The following is a 16,834-nucleotide window of genomic DNA, read 5'->3' on the forward strand; positions in this document are numbered from 1 at the left end:
TTTCACTAAGCTGTAGATTACTAGCCTAACATTATGAAGATTATATGCATTGGCCGAAACTATGCGGCTCATATTGAAGAATTAAAAAATGAAACACCAGGAAATCCTGTTGTTTTTCTAAAGCCGGACACGGCACTTTTGAAGGACGGAGCACCATTTTTCTATCCTGATTTCTCTACAAACATCCATCACGAAGCTGAGCTGGTTCTGAAAATTTCTAAGCAAGGGAAATACATACAGAGCCAGTATGCACATCGGTATTTCAATGAAATAGGCTTGGGCATAGACTTCACTGCACGGGATCTACAGGATCAATGCAAAGCAAAGGGATTGCCGTGGGAAATCGCCAAGGGTTTTAATGGAGCTGCTCCGATTGGTGGTTTTAAATCTGTAGATGATTTTGAAGACCTGAAAAACATAGATTTTCAGTTGACCATCAACGGCGAGATTCGCCAAAAAGGCAATACCTCACTGATGCTTTTCGATTTTGGAACCATCATAGCATATGTATCCCAATTTTTTACACTAAAAACAGGAGACCTCATTTATACCGGCACGCCTGCAGGGGTTGGCTCGGTACAGATCGGAGACAAGTTGGAAGGATTTATAGGAACAGAAAAGTTATTGGATTTTGAAATTAAGTAAGCTATATACCCTACTCATTCTTGGAATGATAAGTTCGCTAGAGCTCATTGCTCAGGAAGTGGACAAAGGCTATTTCAAGAACCCAATTAATCCAGGCACTAGAAATTACCTGGCAGGGAATTTTGCAGAGTTGAGGCCCAATCACTTCCATACGGGATTGGACTTCAAAACCGGTGGCCAGGAAGGTCTCCCTATTTTGGCAGCGGCAGATGGCTGGGTACACCGAATCAAAATAACTTCGTTTGGCTATGGGAATGTCATTTACCTCAAGCATCCCAATGGCACAATCACCCTATATGGTCACCTACGGAATTTCAATAAGGAGCTCAGTGACTACATTCGTAAGAAAATGTATGCCGTTAAAGCCAATGAGTTGGAAATCTATCCTCCCGCTGGAGAATTGCCGGTGAAGCAAGGACAGCGAATTGCAGATAGCGGAAATACAGGAGGATCTGGAGGTCCGCATTTACATTTTGAAATCCGCGATAGCCTGGATCGGGCAATGGATCCCCTCCTATTTGGTTTTTCGGAAATCCTAGACACTACTGCCCCTGTTCCACAGAGCATCGCTATTGTTCCACTGGAAATAGATTCCCGAGTGAATGGCAAATTCGATAGACTTGAAGTTACGCCAGTAGCCAGCGGGTCAAATTATCGCCTTCCAAATGACATCAGGATCACTGGGAAAGTGGGTATAGAAATCCGCAGCTTCGATCAACTCGACGGGGCAAGCAACAGAAATGGTTTTCCTACTTTTGAACTGGCGGATGAAAAGGGTACTCTGTTCAACCTGACGGTAGATAAGGTGGATTTCAACTATTCTCGACAATTTCTACAGCACACTTACCAAAATCGCTATTCCAGGCTTTATTACCAGAAGAACTTAAAATTTGAATTCTTCAGTCCAAAGTCAGATACCACTGGACACTTAGCACTAGAACCTGGAGTGAAAAAAGAGTACAAGCTGAAGCTGCGTGATGCCTATGGAAATGAGCGACAGGTTAGTTTTACGCTACAAGGTCAAGATTTGGAGACCAAAGTAAATGATGGAACGGCTCCTTCCAGAGCATCCTTGGATTACATCAATAACATCTTGAAAATCAAGGCTCCAATTACTCCAAAAGGTGGCTTGGCAAAGTTTTATGTGGGTGCAAACCAATTTGAAATGCTTCCAGCCTATCAGGATGCCAACAGCCGCACGTATTTATGGGATATGGATTTTGGGATACCGGAAGAAATTGATATCTGCTCGGAGGTGCTGATTCCGGGGATCAATGCACGTATTCCTGCCGGAAAAGAGATTTCTTATTCCGACAAAAATCTGGCAATGAATTTCAATCACGAAACTCTTTTGGATGATTTTTTCCTGAGAGTTTCTCAATCTGGATCTTCGGCATCCCCTCGCTTGATTGTGAACGGTAGTCGCGAATACCTTTGGAATGTGGTGAATATCCTTTGGAAGGTTGCTGATTATACCGGAAGCAAAGAACAGTCTCATGCTTACTATACCTCTGGTGGTTCCAAATCATTTTTGGGAGGAACCTGGGATGGTGACACTTTAAATTTCGGCTCCAGGTATTTGGGAGAAATTTCCATCTTGCAAGACATCACCAAGCCTACGATCAAAGTTATCCGTGTCAATTCTGCTGAACTTCGCTTTGTGATCCGGGACGAACTATCCGGTATCGATAGCTATGAAGCCTATGTAAATGGCAAGTGGGTGCTGATGAGGTATGAGTACAAGCAAGCCGTGATTTGGTCCGAAAAATTAACAAATGAACAGTTCAAAGGAGAAGTTTTGCTAAAAGTTACCGATAAAGCTGGCAATACTGCTGAATGGAAAGGAACGATTGGTTAAATTAGCCGCCTCAAACAAAAGCATACGAAATCGAGCATGACTCAAGCGTTACACGCTGAGATGATTATCCACCATGCGAGATTCCATGTGACCTTAGAAAAACAAATTATAAACACATGAAATCGAGCATGACTAGAAAGTCACACACTGGGATGATTATAATGCATGCGAGATTCCATATGGCCTTAAAGAAAAAATTATAATCATATGAAATTAGAAGAAGGCCAAATGGCCCCAGATTTTGAAGCGAAAATTGAAACAGGAGAAACGATCAAGCTTTCTGACTATCGAGGAAAAAAGGTAATCCTCTATTTTTACCCAAAAGACGCTACTCCCGGCTGTACTGCACAGGCATGCAATCTGAGAGATAATTACAATACTTTGCAGCAAGCAGGCTATGTCGTCTTTGGGATCAGTTCAGATGCAGAAAAATCGCATGTGAAATTCAAAGAGAAGCAAGAACTTCCATTTTCTCTGATCGCCGACACCGACCTGAAAGTTCACGAAGCTTATGGCACTTGGCAAGAAAAGAATACATTTGGCAAAACCTATATGGGTACTGTACGAACTACTTTCCTCATCGATGAAATAGGAAAAATCTCCGAAATTATCGAGAAAGTAAATACTAAAGACCATACTGCTCAAATCTTAAATTAAACCTATCCGTAATGGAAAAACAATCAATCGAACAGCTCGAAAGTACTGCTTCTCAGGTACGTAGAGACATTCTCCGCATGGTACATGCGGTACAGTCAGGACATCCTGGCGCTTCATTGGGTTGTACCGAGTTCTTCGTAGCTCTGTACTTCAGCCAGTTGAATCACGATCCTAATTTCAACATGGAAGGAAAAGGTGAAGACCTATTTTTCCTTTCAAATGGTCATATTTCACCAGTTTGGTACAGTGTATTGTCCAGATCAGGCTATTTTTCTCCTGAGGAAATGGATACCTTCAGAAAGCTGAATTCCAGACTTCAAGGTCACCCGGCGACTGAAGAAGGACTTCCGGGAATCAGAATCGCTTCCGGTTCTTTAGGACAAGGGATGTCTGTAGCAATCGGAGCTGCTCAAGCAAAGAAAATCGATGGAGATGACAGTACAGTCTATGTCATGATGGGCGATGGTGAGCAGGAAGAAGGTCAAGTGTGGGAAGCAGCTATGTATGCGGCACACTGGAAAGTGGACAATCTGATCGCAACTATAGATCTAAACAGACAGCAGATAGATGGGCCTACCAAAGAGATCATGAATTTGATCGATTTGAGAGCTAAATATGAGTCTTTCGGATGGGAAGTTGTGGATACGCTACAAGGCAATGACATGAAGTCTGTGATCATTGGCCTTGAAAAAGCTAAAAATCTGACTCGTCAAGGTAAGCCTGTAATGAACCTGCTTCACACCGAAATGGGCTATGGAGTCGATTTCATGGTGGGAACGCACAAATGGCATGGCATAGCTCCTAGCGACGAGCAATTGAAAGATGCTTTGGCTCAATTACCAGAAACCATTGGTGATTTTTAATCAAGGCGATTTTTAGACCATTCAACGAAAAGAAAACATGGAAAAGACATTGGATTTAAAATTCAACTATACAGAAAAAAAAGATACACGTTCCGGCTTTGGTGATGGCTTCCTAGAAGCTGGACGCAGAAACCCAAATGTGGTAGGTCTTTGTGCCGATTTGATCGGATCATTGAAAATGGGAGCATTCCAGAAGGAATTCCCTGAGCGCTTCTTCCAAACAGGTATTGCTGAGGCAAACATGATGGGCATCGCCGCAGGTATGACCATCAATGGTAAAATTCCTTTCACCGGTACTTTCGCCAACTTCTCTACCGGCCGTGTGTACGATCAGATCCGTCAGTCTATTGCTTACTCTGGCAAAAATGTAAAGATCTGTGCATCTCACGCTGGTTTGACACTAGGAGAAGATGGGGCAACTCACCAGATCCTGGAAGATGTGGGCATGATGAAAATGCTTCCACACATGACGGTGATCAATCCTTGCGATTACAACCAGACGAAAGCTGCTACTATTGCAATTGCTGATTACGAAGGCCCTGTTTATTTAAGGTTCGGCCGTCCATCTTGGCCTATTTTCACTGATGCTGCTCAAAAGTTTGAGATCGGGAAAGCTTGGAAAATGATCGAAGGAACCGATGTGACTATTTTCGCTACCGGCCACCTGGTATGGGAAGCAGTAGTAGCTGAAGCGATCTTGAGAAGTGAAGGGATTTCTGCTGAAGTGATCAATATACACACCATCAAGCCGCTAGACGAAGAGGCAATTTTGGACTCAGTAGCCAAAACAGGTTGTGCAGTCTCTGCTGAAGAGCATCAATACAATGGTGGCCTGGGCGATAGTGTGGCTCAAACGCTAGCTAGACACAATCCAGCTCCAATGGAATATGTAGGCGTAAATGATAGCTTCGGCGAGTCTGGCACACCTACTCAGTTGCTTGAAAAATACGGTTTGAATGCCGCAAATATTGTGTCTGCTGCCAAGAAAGTATTAGCTAGAAAGTAAGGAGATTACAAAATTTACTTCTAGTTAGGCAGACTAATTATCTATAAACCACAGCTTCATGATAAGCTGTGGTTTTTTATTGTCACCCTGCAAACGACAGCCAGGTCTGCGGTGACCAATTTAGAGACTTTAACAAAAGCCTACAAAATCTCCACACCTGCCAAGAAAATAAATTTTATACAAACTCTTTAAATACCACCGAAGCATTATGTCCACCAAACCCAAAGGTATTACTCAAAGCAACGGTAACTTTTTTCTCAATGGCATGCTTGGTGACAATCTGAATTCCAGCAGGGATAGCTGGGTCTAACTTCTCCGTGTTGATGGTTGGTGGGACTATGCCTTCATTGATTGCCTTCACGCAAAAAACCGCTTCAATCGCTCCGGCAGCTCCAAGCAAATGTCCTGTCATGGATTTGGTAGCCGAGATATGTAATTTATCATAAGCGCCATTCAAGAGTCTAGAAACAGCCTTAATCTCACTCAAGTCTCCCGTAGGAGTAGAGGTAGCGTGTGCGTTGAGGTAGTCTACCTCCTGAATACTCAAACCAGCTTCTTCCAAAGAAAACTTCATACACATGTAAGCTCCTTCCCCTTCCGGGTGAGTGGCTGTCAAATGATACGCATCAGCCGTCATCGCTGCACCTACTACTTCACCATAGATTTTGGCACCACGCTTTCTCGCGTGCTCATATTCTTCAAGTATCAAAGCCGCAGCTCCCTCTCCCATCACAAATCCATCCCGATCAACATCAAAGGGTCTAGAAGCTCCCTCAGGGTTTTCATTTTGCGTGGAAAGTGCTTTCAAAGCATTAAAACCTCCCATAGCTGCTTCTGTAATAGGCGCATCCGAGCCCCCGGTGATAATCACTTTAGCCTTCCCCCACTTGATGTAATTGAAAGCATCCATGATCGCACTATTTGATGATGCGCAGGCAGTGACGGCTGTATAGTTGATTCCCATTAAACCATACTTCATAGAAATCACTCCGGAAGCCATATTTACCAAGAATTTGGGAATGAAAAAGGGATTGAATCGTGGGCTAAGGTCATTTCCTATAAACTCCTTCATCTCCTTTTCGAAGGTATTCATACCGCCTTGGCTAGTCCCCCATATCACTCCCGCAGCAAAGGGAGACTCCAGCTGGGATACATCCAGGCCTGAATCTTCCATCGCTTCGGAGGCAGCGTACAAGGCATATTGGGTATAAAGATCAGCTCTCTTGATCTCATTTCTATCGAGCTTTAGTGTAGGATCAAAACTTGTGATTTCGTTGGCAAATCGGGTTTTGAATTTTTCGGCATTAAAATAAGTGATCAGACCTGCACCGCTTTTTCCTTCCTTCGCATTCTCCCAATTGGTCTTCACATCATTTCCAAGAGCAGACAAAGCTCCCAAACCTGTAATCACTACTCTTTTTGAATTCATCCTTAAATGTATATCTGGGGGAAAATTTCCAATTCCAATGAAAAAACCCGGCTATTCACCAGGCCTTTTAAATTAATTATGTCATAAATCTAGACTTTAAAATCTAACATCTTTATACTTACGTCTTGCTACTTACTATCAATATCTTAATACTTACTTTTATCTACTTCTCCAAAGATCCTTCATCTGTTTGCCATTGATCAGCATTACAAAGCGCGCCGGATTAGGGATCAACACAATGCGCACATCCTGCTTATCAAATTGCTCTGACTCAATCGGAACTCCTTGATGGCCGGCTACTTCATAACTCACAATACCCTTAGCATCAGGAAGAAGCGGCTTGTAAGCATTAGAAATATAAGCAGTTGGTAAAAGAACATCAGTGTCAGACTGCAACTTATCTTGGATTTTCTCAATTTCAGCTTCAAGTCTTTCCTCATAGTTTTCGTTGAAGTCATCCTCCAAGTCATGAAGTTCTTCTTCCAGATCATCATAGCTTTCGTCGTTATAATCCATAGCGGCAAGTAGATTTCTTTTTTCCACTATTTCGGTAAGCTCCTTATCCAGCGTATCCCAATTCATTCTATTCAGTTTTTTTGATGTGATATGCAAAGATGGGGAATCCCTTTTTTTATGAAGAACTATTTCAAAGAAATTAACTCATCAAAATAATTTTTCCATTTCTTCCTGGCTTATTATATGCCTCAATTGCGGCCTTTACTTCAATGAGCGGAAACTTCTCTGCTACTTCTGCCAAAGAATCATCGCTCATCAGTAATGCCTGAGTTTCTTTGTAGAGCTTCGCTCGCTCTTCACTACTAATACGCTGTAGCATGCTGCTCAACCAAAATCCTTCAACCGTCACTTCCTTGAAAATCATCATGCCAGTATTGAGCGGCATATTCTGCAAACTCAATACCCCAAAAACATACATTTTCCCGAATTGCTTGATACAAGCCACAGCTTTGGCACCTAGTTCTCCACCTACAGCGTCAAAAACGGCAGAAACTCCATCACCCACGACATCCGTGATTTTCTTCTTTAAGTCTTCTTTTTCTGTATTGATGACCAAATCAGCACCAAGATCAGTCAAATACTTTTTCTGCTCATCGTGACGAACTGTACAGGCTACGTTAATTCCTTTACGCTTCGCTACCTGTAGGGCAAATTTCCCAAAAGCCGAAGCACCCGCAGTAAGCAAAAGCCATTCTCCGGATTTCAACTCAGATTTATTGACCAGGGCGACGGCTGTCACTGGATTGACAAAAGCCTGGCAGGCCACTTCAAATGTCATTCCCGCTGGCATGGGGATAACTTGCTTGGCAGGAAGCGTAATATATTCTCTCCATGTGCCCATAGCAGTACCCTGAGCGGTAAACATCACGCGAGTTCCAACTGGTAGTTTTGCTTCCTCGTCAGCTATGCTGACTATTCCTGCTGCTTCAAAACCAGCACTACTTGGCAAGTTTGGCTGTATCCCATACCGACCTTGAATAAACATCAGGTCAGAAGGATTGATATTTCTCGCCTTTACAGCTATCTGAACCTCATGCGGTTTTGGCTCGGGTGCGGGTGATTCCCTTACTTGCAAAACTTCCTCAGGCATTCCTGTTTTCTCAAAAATTACTTCTTTCATCGTTTTCTGAAATTTCACTTTGCCAATTAATATCCTTTTAACTAGGAATAAAACGCATTCGTTCAGGCTTACTCTTTATCTTTTAATAACTTGAATGTAGCAAACAAACCAACTTATGGATCTCTCATCTCTATTCTCCCTGGAAGGAAAAGTTGCGCTCATCACCGGAGCGAGCAAAGGCATCGGTTTCAGCATAGCAGAAATTTTTGCTTCAGCTGGCGCTAAAGTCGTTCTTTGTAGCCGTAAACAAGAAGCTGTAGATAAAATGGCAGGCAAGCTTAGATCAAAAGGATATGAAGCAATCGGCATTGCCTGTAATGTGGGAAACATGGAGGAGCTCGCTCAGCTGGTCCACAAAACCATGGAAGCGTGCGGACAGCTTGATATTTTAGTGAATAATGCAGCTACAAGCCCTGTCTTTGGCCCTGTTCATGAAACTAGTTCGGAAGCTTTTGATAAAATCATGAATGTAAATGTCAAGGCTCCATTCGAACTCTCAAAATTTTGCTGGCCACATCTGAGAGAATCATCCAATGCCTCAGTGATCAACATCAGTTCCATAGGTGGGATTTCTCCTGAACATGGATTAGGCATCTATAGTGTGAGCAAAGCCGCATTGATCTCCATGACCAAAGTCCTGGCCAAGGAATGGGGAGAAGCCAAAATCCGGGTGAATGTAATCTGTCCGGGCTTGATCGAAACAAAATTCTCCGAACCACTATGGTCTAATGAGAAAATATTGAGCATGGTCATGAAGAAACTTGCTATCAAACGCATGGGCACCACCTACGAAATTGGCGCAATGGCTTTATTCCTTGCCTCCCCTGCAGCCGCATACACCACTGGATCAGTCTTAATTGCTGATGGGGGCTTTACTATTTAATTAACAGAGAATCAGACATCAATGATAATTTCTACTATTGGTATTATAGGCGCAGGGCAACTGGGAACTAGAATTGGATTGCAAGCCGCAATATCCGGCTTTCGGGTGAACGTATATGATATTCAGGAGAAAAGTCTGACAAATTCTTTGTCCTCTATGAAAAAATTGGTGGCTCAATTGAGTCGAGCTGAACTTATAAATGAAGAAATAGGACTTCAAGCTCTGGAAAGAATTTCCTTTACATACGTTCTTAAAGAAGCTGTGCAACAGGTAGATCTAATCAGCGAAAGCGTAACAGAAGATGCCGACATCAAAACTAAGGTTTGGAAAGAGATAGGCAGTCTCGCTTCATCTCACACCATTTTCACGACCAATACCTCCTACCTGCTTCCTTCCCAATTTGCCGGCGTATCTGGGAGACCTGAGAAATTCTGCGCATTTCATTTTCATGACGTTTTCCATTCCAGAGTTGTAGATATTATGCCACATGCTGGCACTTCGGCAGCCGTCGTTTCTATTTTAGAAGAGCTTGGCAGAAGGCTCCATCAAGTACCTATCTTAATCAAGAAAGAACATTCAGGATACATTTTCAACACCCTATTGATCGCCTGGATCGATGCAGCAGGAAGGCTATTAACTGGAGAAATCGCAGAAATAGAGGCCATAGACAAATCTTGGATGATAAATTTCAACATGTCGGCTGGGCCTTTTGGAATCTTGGATAATGTGGGTCTTGATACAGCATGGCACATCACTAACTCACGTAGAAACGCTGCATCGCGCGCTTTTGCAGCTCTTCTCAAAACCTACGTAGATCAAGGTAAAATGGGGGCCAAATCGGGCGAAGGCTTCTATACTTACCCTAACCCCAGGTTTAAAGATCCGGATTTTTTAAAATAATCTAAACAATTCGGAGCCAAATAAGATCTGCTTATGCTATAACCTCGTAATTTCCTTCACCCTTATTTCACCCAAATGAAGCACTTTTATTTTTGTTTTACTCTTGGCATGCTCCTGCTGATAGGAAGAGTCGGACATGCACAGAATTCTTTTGGTAAGGAATTCACCTATCCTCTTTCTATTCATGCCCTAGCCAAAGTAGCTCAGGTTGATTCAACAAATTATACTTTACAAGAAATCCTAAAAAATGAGAATTCACTTGATTTTAAATCCTTAGAAAACCCAATCACTAATCTTGGCTTTACAGACCAAACTTTTTGGCTCAGGTTTTCATTGACAAATGATTCAGATCAGTCGCAGACATTGTACTTGGAAACGGCCAGACCGATTACCGATGTGGTGCATCTGTACCAATTATCTCAGGGAGAAATCGTCACTGACCAGTTGAGTGGGGATATGATAAAGTTCAAAGACAGACCCTTCAAACATAGAAAATTGATTTTCCCGATTACGATAGCTTCCCATTCTACTTCAGATTTTTATATCAAATACCAAAGTGATGGTGAAGTAATCAGCATACCCCTTCTTCTGAACGACACCTCATCGCTAGTCCATTCTTCTTTCTTCACGCAACTGATTTACGGCATATTCTATGGCGTCCTTTTTTTAGCGGGAGTTACCTACCTCTTCTTTTATTTTGCGATGAAGGAAGCTAGTTTTATTTTCTATGTGGCATACGTAGCATCTATAGCCTTACTTCATATGAATCTTGATGGGTACTTTTTCCAATACGTCACCCAAGAACCCGGATGGTTTGCTAATCGCTCCCTACTTATCTTCGCGGCCTTAAGTTCCTTGGCACTAGGTGTCTATAGTTTTGTCTATCTCAAGGCAGGAAAGCTTTCAAAAGTGCTTAAAACATCCTTTGAGTTACTATTTTTAGCTCATGTGATTCTCCTGCTAGGGATACTGACCTATTCATCAGGTCAGGCGTTGTATTATCCTGCTGTCAATGGTTTAGGTTTTTTGATGCTCATTCTGATCATTTTCACGATTTTCAAAAGCTACCTGAGCAAATCCAATGTTGATTTTTTCTTTACCATAGGTATTGCATGCTTGACGATCGGTTTTGTGATATTCATTCTGAACAATTTTTCACTAATACCGAATTCTTTCTTTACAGCAAACGCTTCCAAAATAGGAACCGGGGCAGAAATCATCTTTCTCTCACTTTCTATGGCAAATAGGATCCGCTTACTTAAAACAGAGAAGGAGGAGATCCAGGAAATCGCCCTGATGCGGGCAGAAGAATCTAACGATATGAAATCCTATTTCTTATCCAACATGAGCCATGAGCTTAGAACTCCTCTGAACGCTATTCTGGGGCTCTCCAAGTCAATCCTAAGTAATACTGATGATCCAGCCATCAAGAACAACCTGGAGGTTATCCAGTATTCTTCCATGTCTTTGCTAGGCTCTATCAATGATATTCTGGACTATTCTAAGATAGAAAAAGGGGAATTGAACCTTGCTCATGTGCATTTTGATTTACATAAAATTATACAGGAATTGAAAGTCCTCACCAATCAAAAATCACGTGAAAAAGGATTGGAATTTATTTACGAAGAGCGAAACCCGATCAGCACAAAGCTGGTCGGTGACCCTATCCGATTGAAGCAAATCATCTCGAATGTACTGGACAATGCAACAAAATTCACACAAAAAGGTCAGGTAAAACTCACCGTAAATACGGAGGAAAAGCGAGGAAATAAGCTTGCCCTCACGGTGGACATTGAGGATACTGGCGTAGGAATAGCCAAAGAAAAACTCAATCAGATTTTTGATTCATTTAGCCAAGAACAGCTCAATGACAAACGGAAATACGGAGGCTTTGGAATTGGACTTTGTATAGTAAAAGCTTTGGTTGACCTGCATCATGGAGTGATAGAAGTAAAGAGTGTGAAAAACGAAGGCACTCAGGTGAAGATCAAAATCGAGCTAGAGAAATCTAGTTCTGCTCCAAACAAACAAGAATTAATGACTCCTACCCAGGTGGCGAAGCTGATGAGTGGAAAGCACTTCCTAGTAGTCGAAGACAATACTGTCAATCAATTGGTAATCAAATCAATTCTGAAAAAATGGAAGGGAGTAAGCTTTGACTTTGCAAATCATGGACTGGAAGCTTTGGAAGCTCTAAAAACAAAAGCCTATGATGTGGTGCTCATGGATCTTCAAATGCCCGAAATGGATGGATATGAAGCTACAGAACTAATTCGCTCTGGGAATTCAGGCATGAATTCTAAGGACATTCCCATCATAGCCGTAACTGCTGATACCACCGAAAAAACAAAAGCCCGTGTTTTTGCGATAGGAATGGACGATTATATCACCAAGCCAATTGATCAGGAGTTGCTTTACTCCAGTGTGGAAAAAGCCCTTTACTTAGAAAAGATCAAACTGGATATAGACCTATAACCCACTTTGAAACAGGTACTAATGGAAAACTACTTATCTCCGGCTTCATGCTCAGCTTCGGAATAATAGTCGATATGAATATAAAATCCCTGAAAACAAAAACAAGTCTAAAACAATCCTTAGTAGTTTTGATTTAGACTTGTTCATAACTATTCCAATAAAATCAGAATCATTTACTTTTTCTTTGCAAATTTTCCGCTTTTTTTCTTTGGTTCAGGTTGATTTTCAATGATATGAATTGTCTCTTCATAAGTTAAAGTTTCAGCCTCTTTATCCTTCGGGATTTTGTAATTATTCTTTCCCATCTTGATATAAGGTCCCCATCTCCCATTCAATACCTGAATCTCAGGATTCTCATCAAATGATTTAATATGCTTTTTCGCATCTGCTTCACGCTTGTCTTTGATCAACTGAATCCCTTCCTCTTCAGTAATGCTCAGCGGATCCATTTCCTTTGGCAAAGAGACGAAAAAACCATCATGACGTACGTAAGGCCCAAATCTACCAATTGCAGCAACCATCTTTTTATCCTCAAACAGCCCGATGTCACGAGGTAACTTGAATAACTCAAGCGCATCCTCCATCGTGATATTTTCGATAAACTGCCCTTTTTTCAAACTGGCAAACTTCTTCTCTTCATCTTCGGAATCACCGATTTGAACCAATGGCCCAAATTTACCAAGTCTTACAATCATCGGTTTGCCACTCACTGGATGATTCCCAAGTTCACGGCTAGAGTTGATATCTTGTCTAGAAACTTGCTCGGTATCCTCCACATTTTTATGAAACCCACCATAAAATGACTCTAACATATCCTGCCAAACCTGACCTCCAGCCGCTATATCATCAAACTCCTTCTCTACTCTGGCAGTAAAACTGAAGTCAATCACATTAGGAAAATGCTCTACCAAAAAGTCATTTACTACCATTGCAATATTGGTAGGAAAAAGTTTTTGTTTTTCAGCTCCTGTATTTTCGGATTTGGTAGCGTCTTTAAATTCACCTTTGGCAATGATCATTTCCACATAATCCCTAGGGGTACCATCTCTGGACTCCTTGATTACATATTCACGTCGCTGTATGGTAGAGATAGTAGGCGCATAAGTGGACGGACGACCGATCCCCAGTTCTTCCAACTTCTTCACCAATGATGCTTCAGTGTATCGCGGAGAAGCTCTGGTGAAAGTCTCACGTCCTTTCATTTCCTGAAGATTCAGGTTTTGTCCTATGGTCAAAGGAGGCAGGAGTGCCTTACCTTCATTGCGATCATCCTCTTCTGGCTCTTCATCTGTATCTTCCAAGTACACTTTCAGGAATCCGTCAAATTTGATGATTTCTCCAGTTGCAACCAGATTCTGGGGCTGATTGGATATATCTACCGTAATAATTGTCTTTTCCAATTCTGCATCAGCCATCTGCGAAGCTATCGCACGCTTCCAGATCAGCTCATAGAGACGCTGTTCGTTACGATCGCCTGTGACGTGTGCATTGGCGAAGTCCGTAGGCCGGATGGCTTCGTGAGCTTCCTGAGCACCTTCAGACTTAGTGGTGAATTTCCTTGATTTGTGGTATTTGTCACCGTATGAATCGTGAATTGCATTTTTGGCAGAAGCCATCGCATCATCTGATAGATTCACACTATCCGTTCTCATATAAGTTATCTTACCAGCTTCATACAGTTTCTGTGCTACAGACATGGTCTGTGCTACAGAGAAATACAGCTTTCTACTTGCCTCTTGCTGAAGCGTAGAAGTAGTAAAAGGTGCCGCTGGAGTTTTCTTCCCTGGCTTTTTCTCCAGGTTAGCTACCGAAAAGTCAGCTGCAAGGCATTTCTTCAAGAATTCCTCTGCTTCAGCTTTGGTATCAAATTTCTTAGGCAGCTCGGCCTGAAAGGTTTTCCCTTCTACCTCGAAAATCGCAGTGACCCTAAAGCTGGATTTTGCTTTGTGCTGCTCTATTTCCCGCTCCCGATCTACGATAAGACGTACAGCCACCGATTGTACTCTACCTGCAGATAGGCCTGTTTTGATCTTTTTCCAGAGTATAGGTGAGAGTTCAAAACCGACCAATCTATCTAAGATACGCCTTGCCTGCTGGGCATTTACCAGATCAATATCGATTCCTCTAGGATTCTCTATCGCCTTGGTAATCGCATTTTTAGTAATTTCTCTGAATACAATTCTTCGGGTATTTTCATCTTTAAGTTTCAACACTTCTTTTAGATGCCAAGAAATAGCCTCTCCCTCTCGGTCATCATCACTCGCTAGATAGACCGTCTCTGCATCCTTCACCAGAGCCTTGAGGTTCTTGATCACATCCTTTTTATCAGCTGTGACTTCATAAGTAGGATTAAATCTATTTTTAATATCGATTGCTTTATCGCCTTTGGGAAGATCCCGAACGTGTCCGTAGCTGGATGCTACCTTATAGTCCTTGCCCAAGTATCCCTCAATGGTTTTGGCTTTGGCTGGTGACTCGACGATAACAAGGTTTTTTGACATAAAAGGCAGTTTTTCTGGGTTTTCAAACCCGATAAGAAAGGCTAAAAATAGACGGCATTGTATTCTCGTCCAAATATTTAAAAATAACCAGCGTCTATTTGGATGGATTTTTGATTAAAGTATAAATCACTTTTGAGCGCATAAACCACTTATCATGAAGCAATTGTTTTTACTAAGACACGGAGAAGCAGGATTTTCAAATGGGTCGGATTTTCATAGACAACTCACCAAAAAAGGCCGAGAAAACATCATGCGCATGGGTAAAAACCTGAAACATGAATTGAAATCCATCGACTTGATGTATTGCTCAACAGCAGAACGCACTAAAGAAACAGCTGAACTGATGGGAAAATATAGCGCTATTAAGGAGTCAATTTTCACTCAAGAAATCTACCAGGGCGACATGGGAAATATAATAACCTTGCTGGAAAAAACTCCGACTTCAGTGGATACCTGCCTTTTGGTAGGACATAATCCTACCATCAGCTTACTGCTCGCACATATTTCCAATGAGAATTATCTCGGTTTACAACTTGGAATGATGGCTGTGATTGACCTGGAAATATCGGATTGGAAAATGATTGGCTTTGGAACAGGCATACTGAAGGAGATCATCCAATAACTACAAATCATCCCCAGACTGATCAACAGGTATTTAAACCACGTTTCTAATTAGTCTCAAAAAACTACACAATCACCGACTTATAAACCTCTATTCGTTTATATTCGCACGATAATACAGAGATAAATAGATATAATGAATCACTTAAGTAAATCTTAACTATATCTGGAATTATTAATAACAAAAATTACGCTCAAAATCCGAAACCTTACCCCGGAGCCTAGCCCAAGATATTCGTATAAATCCATTGCCATGGAACCAAAATTTGATTTCCAATCAAATGGCTAAATTGTGCAGTACCCTTTACAGAATATATCAACCCAAATTGCGATTACCCCGATTAATGTTCTAGCATTTTAAACTCAAGGTTCTCTGAGAAATAAAAGTTGCCTTATTCCAGCACCTAGTGTAGCTGTGGCTTTAAAAGAATTTTAGAAGCAAAAAAACCTACTTCTCCTTGTAAAAGTAGAATGAAGATGAAATGCAAAAAGCCCTGAATTTCGAATTCAGGGCTTTTTAATGCTTTATGTTTTCTTAGAAATCAGTCGATTTGCCGTCTAAGTCTAACTTCTTTATCCACACATTTCTGTAATACACATCGTGGCCCTCAGCTTGCAACTTCAGTCCTCCCGGGATATCGGTAATACCTTTGCCCCCGTCATTCCCACCATCAAGACCTGAGTTTGGACCTCCCCAAACTTGCTGTATTTCTTTATCTTCATGGATTTTTACTCCGTTCAGATACACTGTCGCCCGAGGTTTAGCAACCAATTTACCATTTTCAAAGCGTGCTGCTTTAAACTCAATATCATACGCATTCCACTTGCCAATGCCATAATACTCTTCAGAAGTTGGAACATGTTCATTGATCAAAGCAGCCATGCCATGATCTCCATAATCCCCATCGAGGATCTGGACTTCATACCGATTCTGCAGGTAGACCCCTGAGTTTCCACCTTCATTTTTAACAAAGAATTCCACGTGTGCACGGAAATCTTTGAATTTCTTTTTGGTGACAATATCTGCTGCACCATACAGACCGCCAGCTCCCGCAGGATCATTGCTGCTGATTACAGTACCACCATCTACAGGGTCAGTGACTTCAGGCCATTTTATCGGCATTTCTGCTGCAAACCTCGGCCCTTCCCAGTACACCCAGTTTTTATCAAGTGATTTTTTAGAGCCATCCAAGTACATTTTGGCGCCTTTTTCAGGTTTCACCCCCACTCCAGTCTGAGCTTGGACTAAGGTACAAGCACACACAAAGGCAAGGCTTAGTGATAGTTTTTGAAAAATTTTGTTGTTCATAGGTTATGGGATTAAGATATTTTTTCGAAAATAGATAAAGGACAATGTCCA

The 16,834-nt window shown here is 41.8% G+C and carries 14 protein-coding genes; 9 read left to right on the forward strand and 5 right to left on the reverse strand.

The window, feature by feature from the left end:
• Positions 1–33 precede the first annotated feature (33 nt).
• The 5 genes from U3A58_RS08925 (at position 34) to U3A58_RS08945 (ending at position 5,029) form a co-directional block, all read left to right on the forward strand.
• Positions 34–645 carry a fumarylacetoacetate hydrolase family protein gene (locus U3A58_RS08925; RefSeq protein ID WP_323823067.1) on the forward strand — a complete coding sequence of 204 codons (612 nt, stop codon included), beginning with the start codon at positions 34–36 and terminating at the stop codon, positions 643–645.
• Positions 632–2,503: a M23 family metallopeptidase gene (locus tag U3A58_RS08930; RefSeq protein ID WP_323823068.1), complete on the forward strand. Its 1,872-nt coding sequence runs from the start codon at positions 632–634 to the stop codon at positions 2,501–2,503. Before U3A58_RS08925 ends, U3A58_RS08930 begins: the two co-directional genes overlap by 14 nt.
• A gap of 207 nt (positions 2,504–2,710) precedes the next feature.
• Positions 2,711–3,160, forward strand: a complete 450-nt coding sequence (bcp, locus tag U3A58_RS08935; RefSeq protein WP_323823069.1) for a thioredoxin-dependent thiol peroxidase — start codon at positions 2,711–2,713, stop codon at positions 3,158–3,160.
• Between the two features lie 11 nt (positions 3,161–3,171).
• Positions 3,172–4,023: a transketolase gene (locus tag U3A58_RS08940; RefSeq protein WP_323823070.1), complete on the forward strand. Its 852-nt coding sequence runs from the start codon at positions 3,172–3,174 to the stop codon at positions 4,021–4,023.
• 37 nt (positions 4,024–4,060) lie between these two features.
• The gene (locus U3A58_RS08945) at positions 4,061–5,029 is read left to right on the forward strand and encodes a transketolase family protein (protein WP_323823071.1); all 969 of its coding nucleotides are present in this window, start codon (positions 4,061–4,063) and stop codon (positions 5,027–5,029) included.
• A 175-nt stretch (positions 5,030–5,204) separates the two neighbouring features.
• Here U3A58_RS08945 and fabF read toward each other — a convergent pair whose 3' ends face one another.
• The 3 genes from fabF to U3A58_RS08960 all read right to left on the reverse strand — a co-directional run bounded on the left by fabF (position 5,205) and on the right by U3A58_RS08960 (position 8,094).
• Positions 5,205–6,458 (reverse strand): beta-ketoacyl-ACP synthase II, encoded by a 1,254-nt coding sequence (gene fabF / locus U3A58_RS08950; protein WP_323823072.1) that lies wholly within the window; start codon positions 6,456–6,458, stop codon positions 5,205–5,207.
• A 159-nt stretch (positions 6,459–6,617) separates the two neighbouring features.
• Positions 6,618–7,040: a hypothetical protein gene (locus U3A58_RS08955; RefSeq protein ID WP_323823073.1), complete on the reverse strand. Its 423-nt coding sequence runs from the start codon at positions 7,038–7,040 to the stop codon at positions 6,618–6,620.
• Between the two features lie 73 nt (positions 7,041–7,113).
• Positions 7,114–8,094 carry a zinc-dependent alcohol dehydrogenase family protein gene (locus tag U3A58_RS08960; RefSeq protein ID WP_323823074.1) on the reverse strand — a complete coding sequence of 327 codons (981 nt, stop codon included), beginning with the start codon at positions 8,092–8,094 and terminating at the stop codon, positions 7,114–7,116.
• Positions 8,095–8,209: 115 nt separating this feature from the next.
• Between U3A58_RS08960 and U3A58_RS08965 the strand changes: the two genes are divergently transcribed.
• The 3 genes from U3A58_RS08965 to U3A58_RS08975 all read left to right on the forward strand — a co-directional run bounded on the left by U3A58_RS08965 (position 8,210) and on the right by U3A58_RS08975 (position 12,352).
• Complete coding sequence (locus tag U3A58_RS08965; protein ID WP_323823075.1) at positions 8,210–8,977, forward strand: SDR family NAD(P)-dependent oxidoreductase; 768 nt, start codon at positions 8,210–8,212, stop codon at positions 8,975–8,977.
• 21 nt (positions 8,978–8,998) lie between these two features.
• Positions 8,999–9,877 carry a 3-hydroxyacyl-CoA dehydrogenase NAD-binding domain-containing protein gene (locus tag U3A58_RS08970; protein WP_323823076.1) on the forward strand — a complete coding sequence of 293 codons (879 nt, stop codon included), beginning with the start codon at positions 8,999–9,001 and terminating at the stop codon, positions 9,875–9,877.
• Positions 9,878–9,985: 108 nt separating this feature from the next.
• Positions 9,986–12,352, forward strand: coding sequence for a hybrid sensor histidine kinase/response regulator (locus U3A58_RS08975; RefSeq protein ID WP_323823077.1), 2,367 nt, complete (start codon positions 9,986–9,988; stop codon positions 12,350–12,352).
• A 173-nt stretch (positions 12,353–12,525) separates the two neighbouring features.
• Here the strand turns inward: U3A58_RS08975 and topA are convergent, their stop codons facing one another.
• The gene (gene topA, locus U3A58_RS08980) at positions 12,526–14,853 is read right to left on the reverse strand and encodes a type I DNA topoisomerase (RefSeq protein ID WP_323823078.1); all 2,328 of its coding nucleotides are present in this window, start codon (positions 14,851–14,853) and stop codon (positions 12,526–12,528) included.
• Positions 14,854–15,007: 154 nt separating this feature from the next.
• On the opposite strand from topA, the gene U3A58_RS08985 reads away from it, so the two are divergent.
• Entirely contained in the window at positions 15,008–15,475 is a 468-nt protein-coding gene (locus tag U3A58_RS08985; RefSeq protein ID WP_323823079.1) for a SixA phosphatase family protein, read from the forward strand.
• Positions 15,476–16,009: 534 nt separating this feature from the next.
• Here U3A58_RS08985 and U3A58_RS08990 read toward each other — a convergent pair.
• Positions 16,010–16,783, reverse strand: coding sequence for a 3-keto-disaccharide hydrolase (locus U3A58_RS08990; RefSeq protein ID WP_323823080.1), 774 nt, complete (start codon positions 16,781–16,783; stop codon positions 16,010–16,012).
• Positions 16,784–16,834: the final 51 nt, after the last annotated feature.

This window comes from Algoriphagus persicinus, assembly GCF_035156415.1.
In the GTDB taxonomy this organism is placed as follows: domain Bacteria; phylum Bacteroidota; class Bacteroidia; order Cytophagales; family Cyclobacteriaceae; genus Algoriphagus; species Algoriphagus persicinus.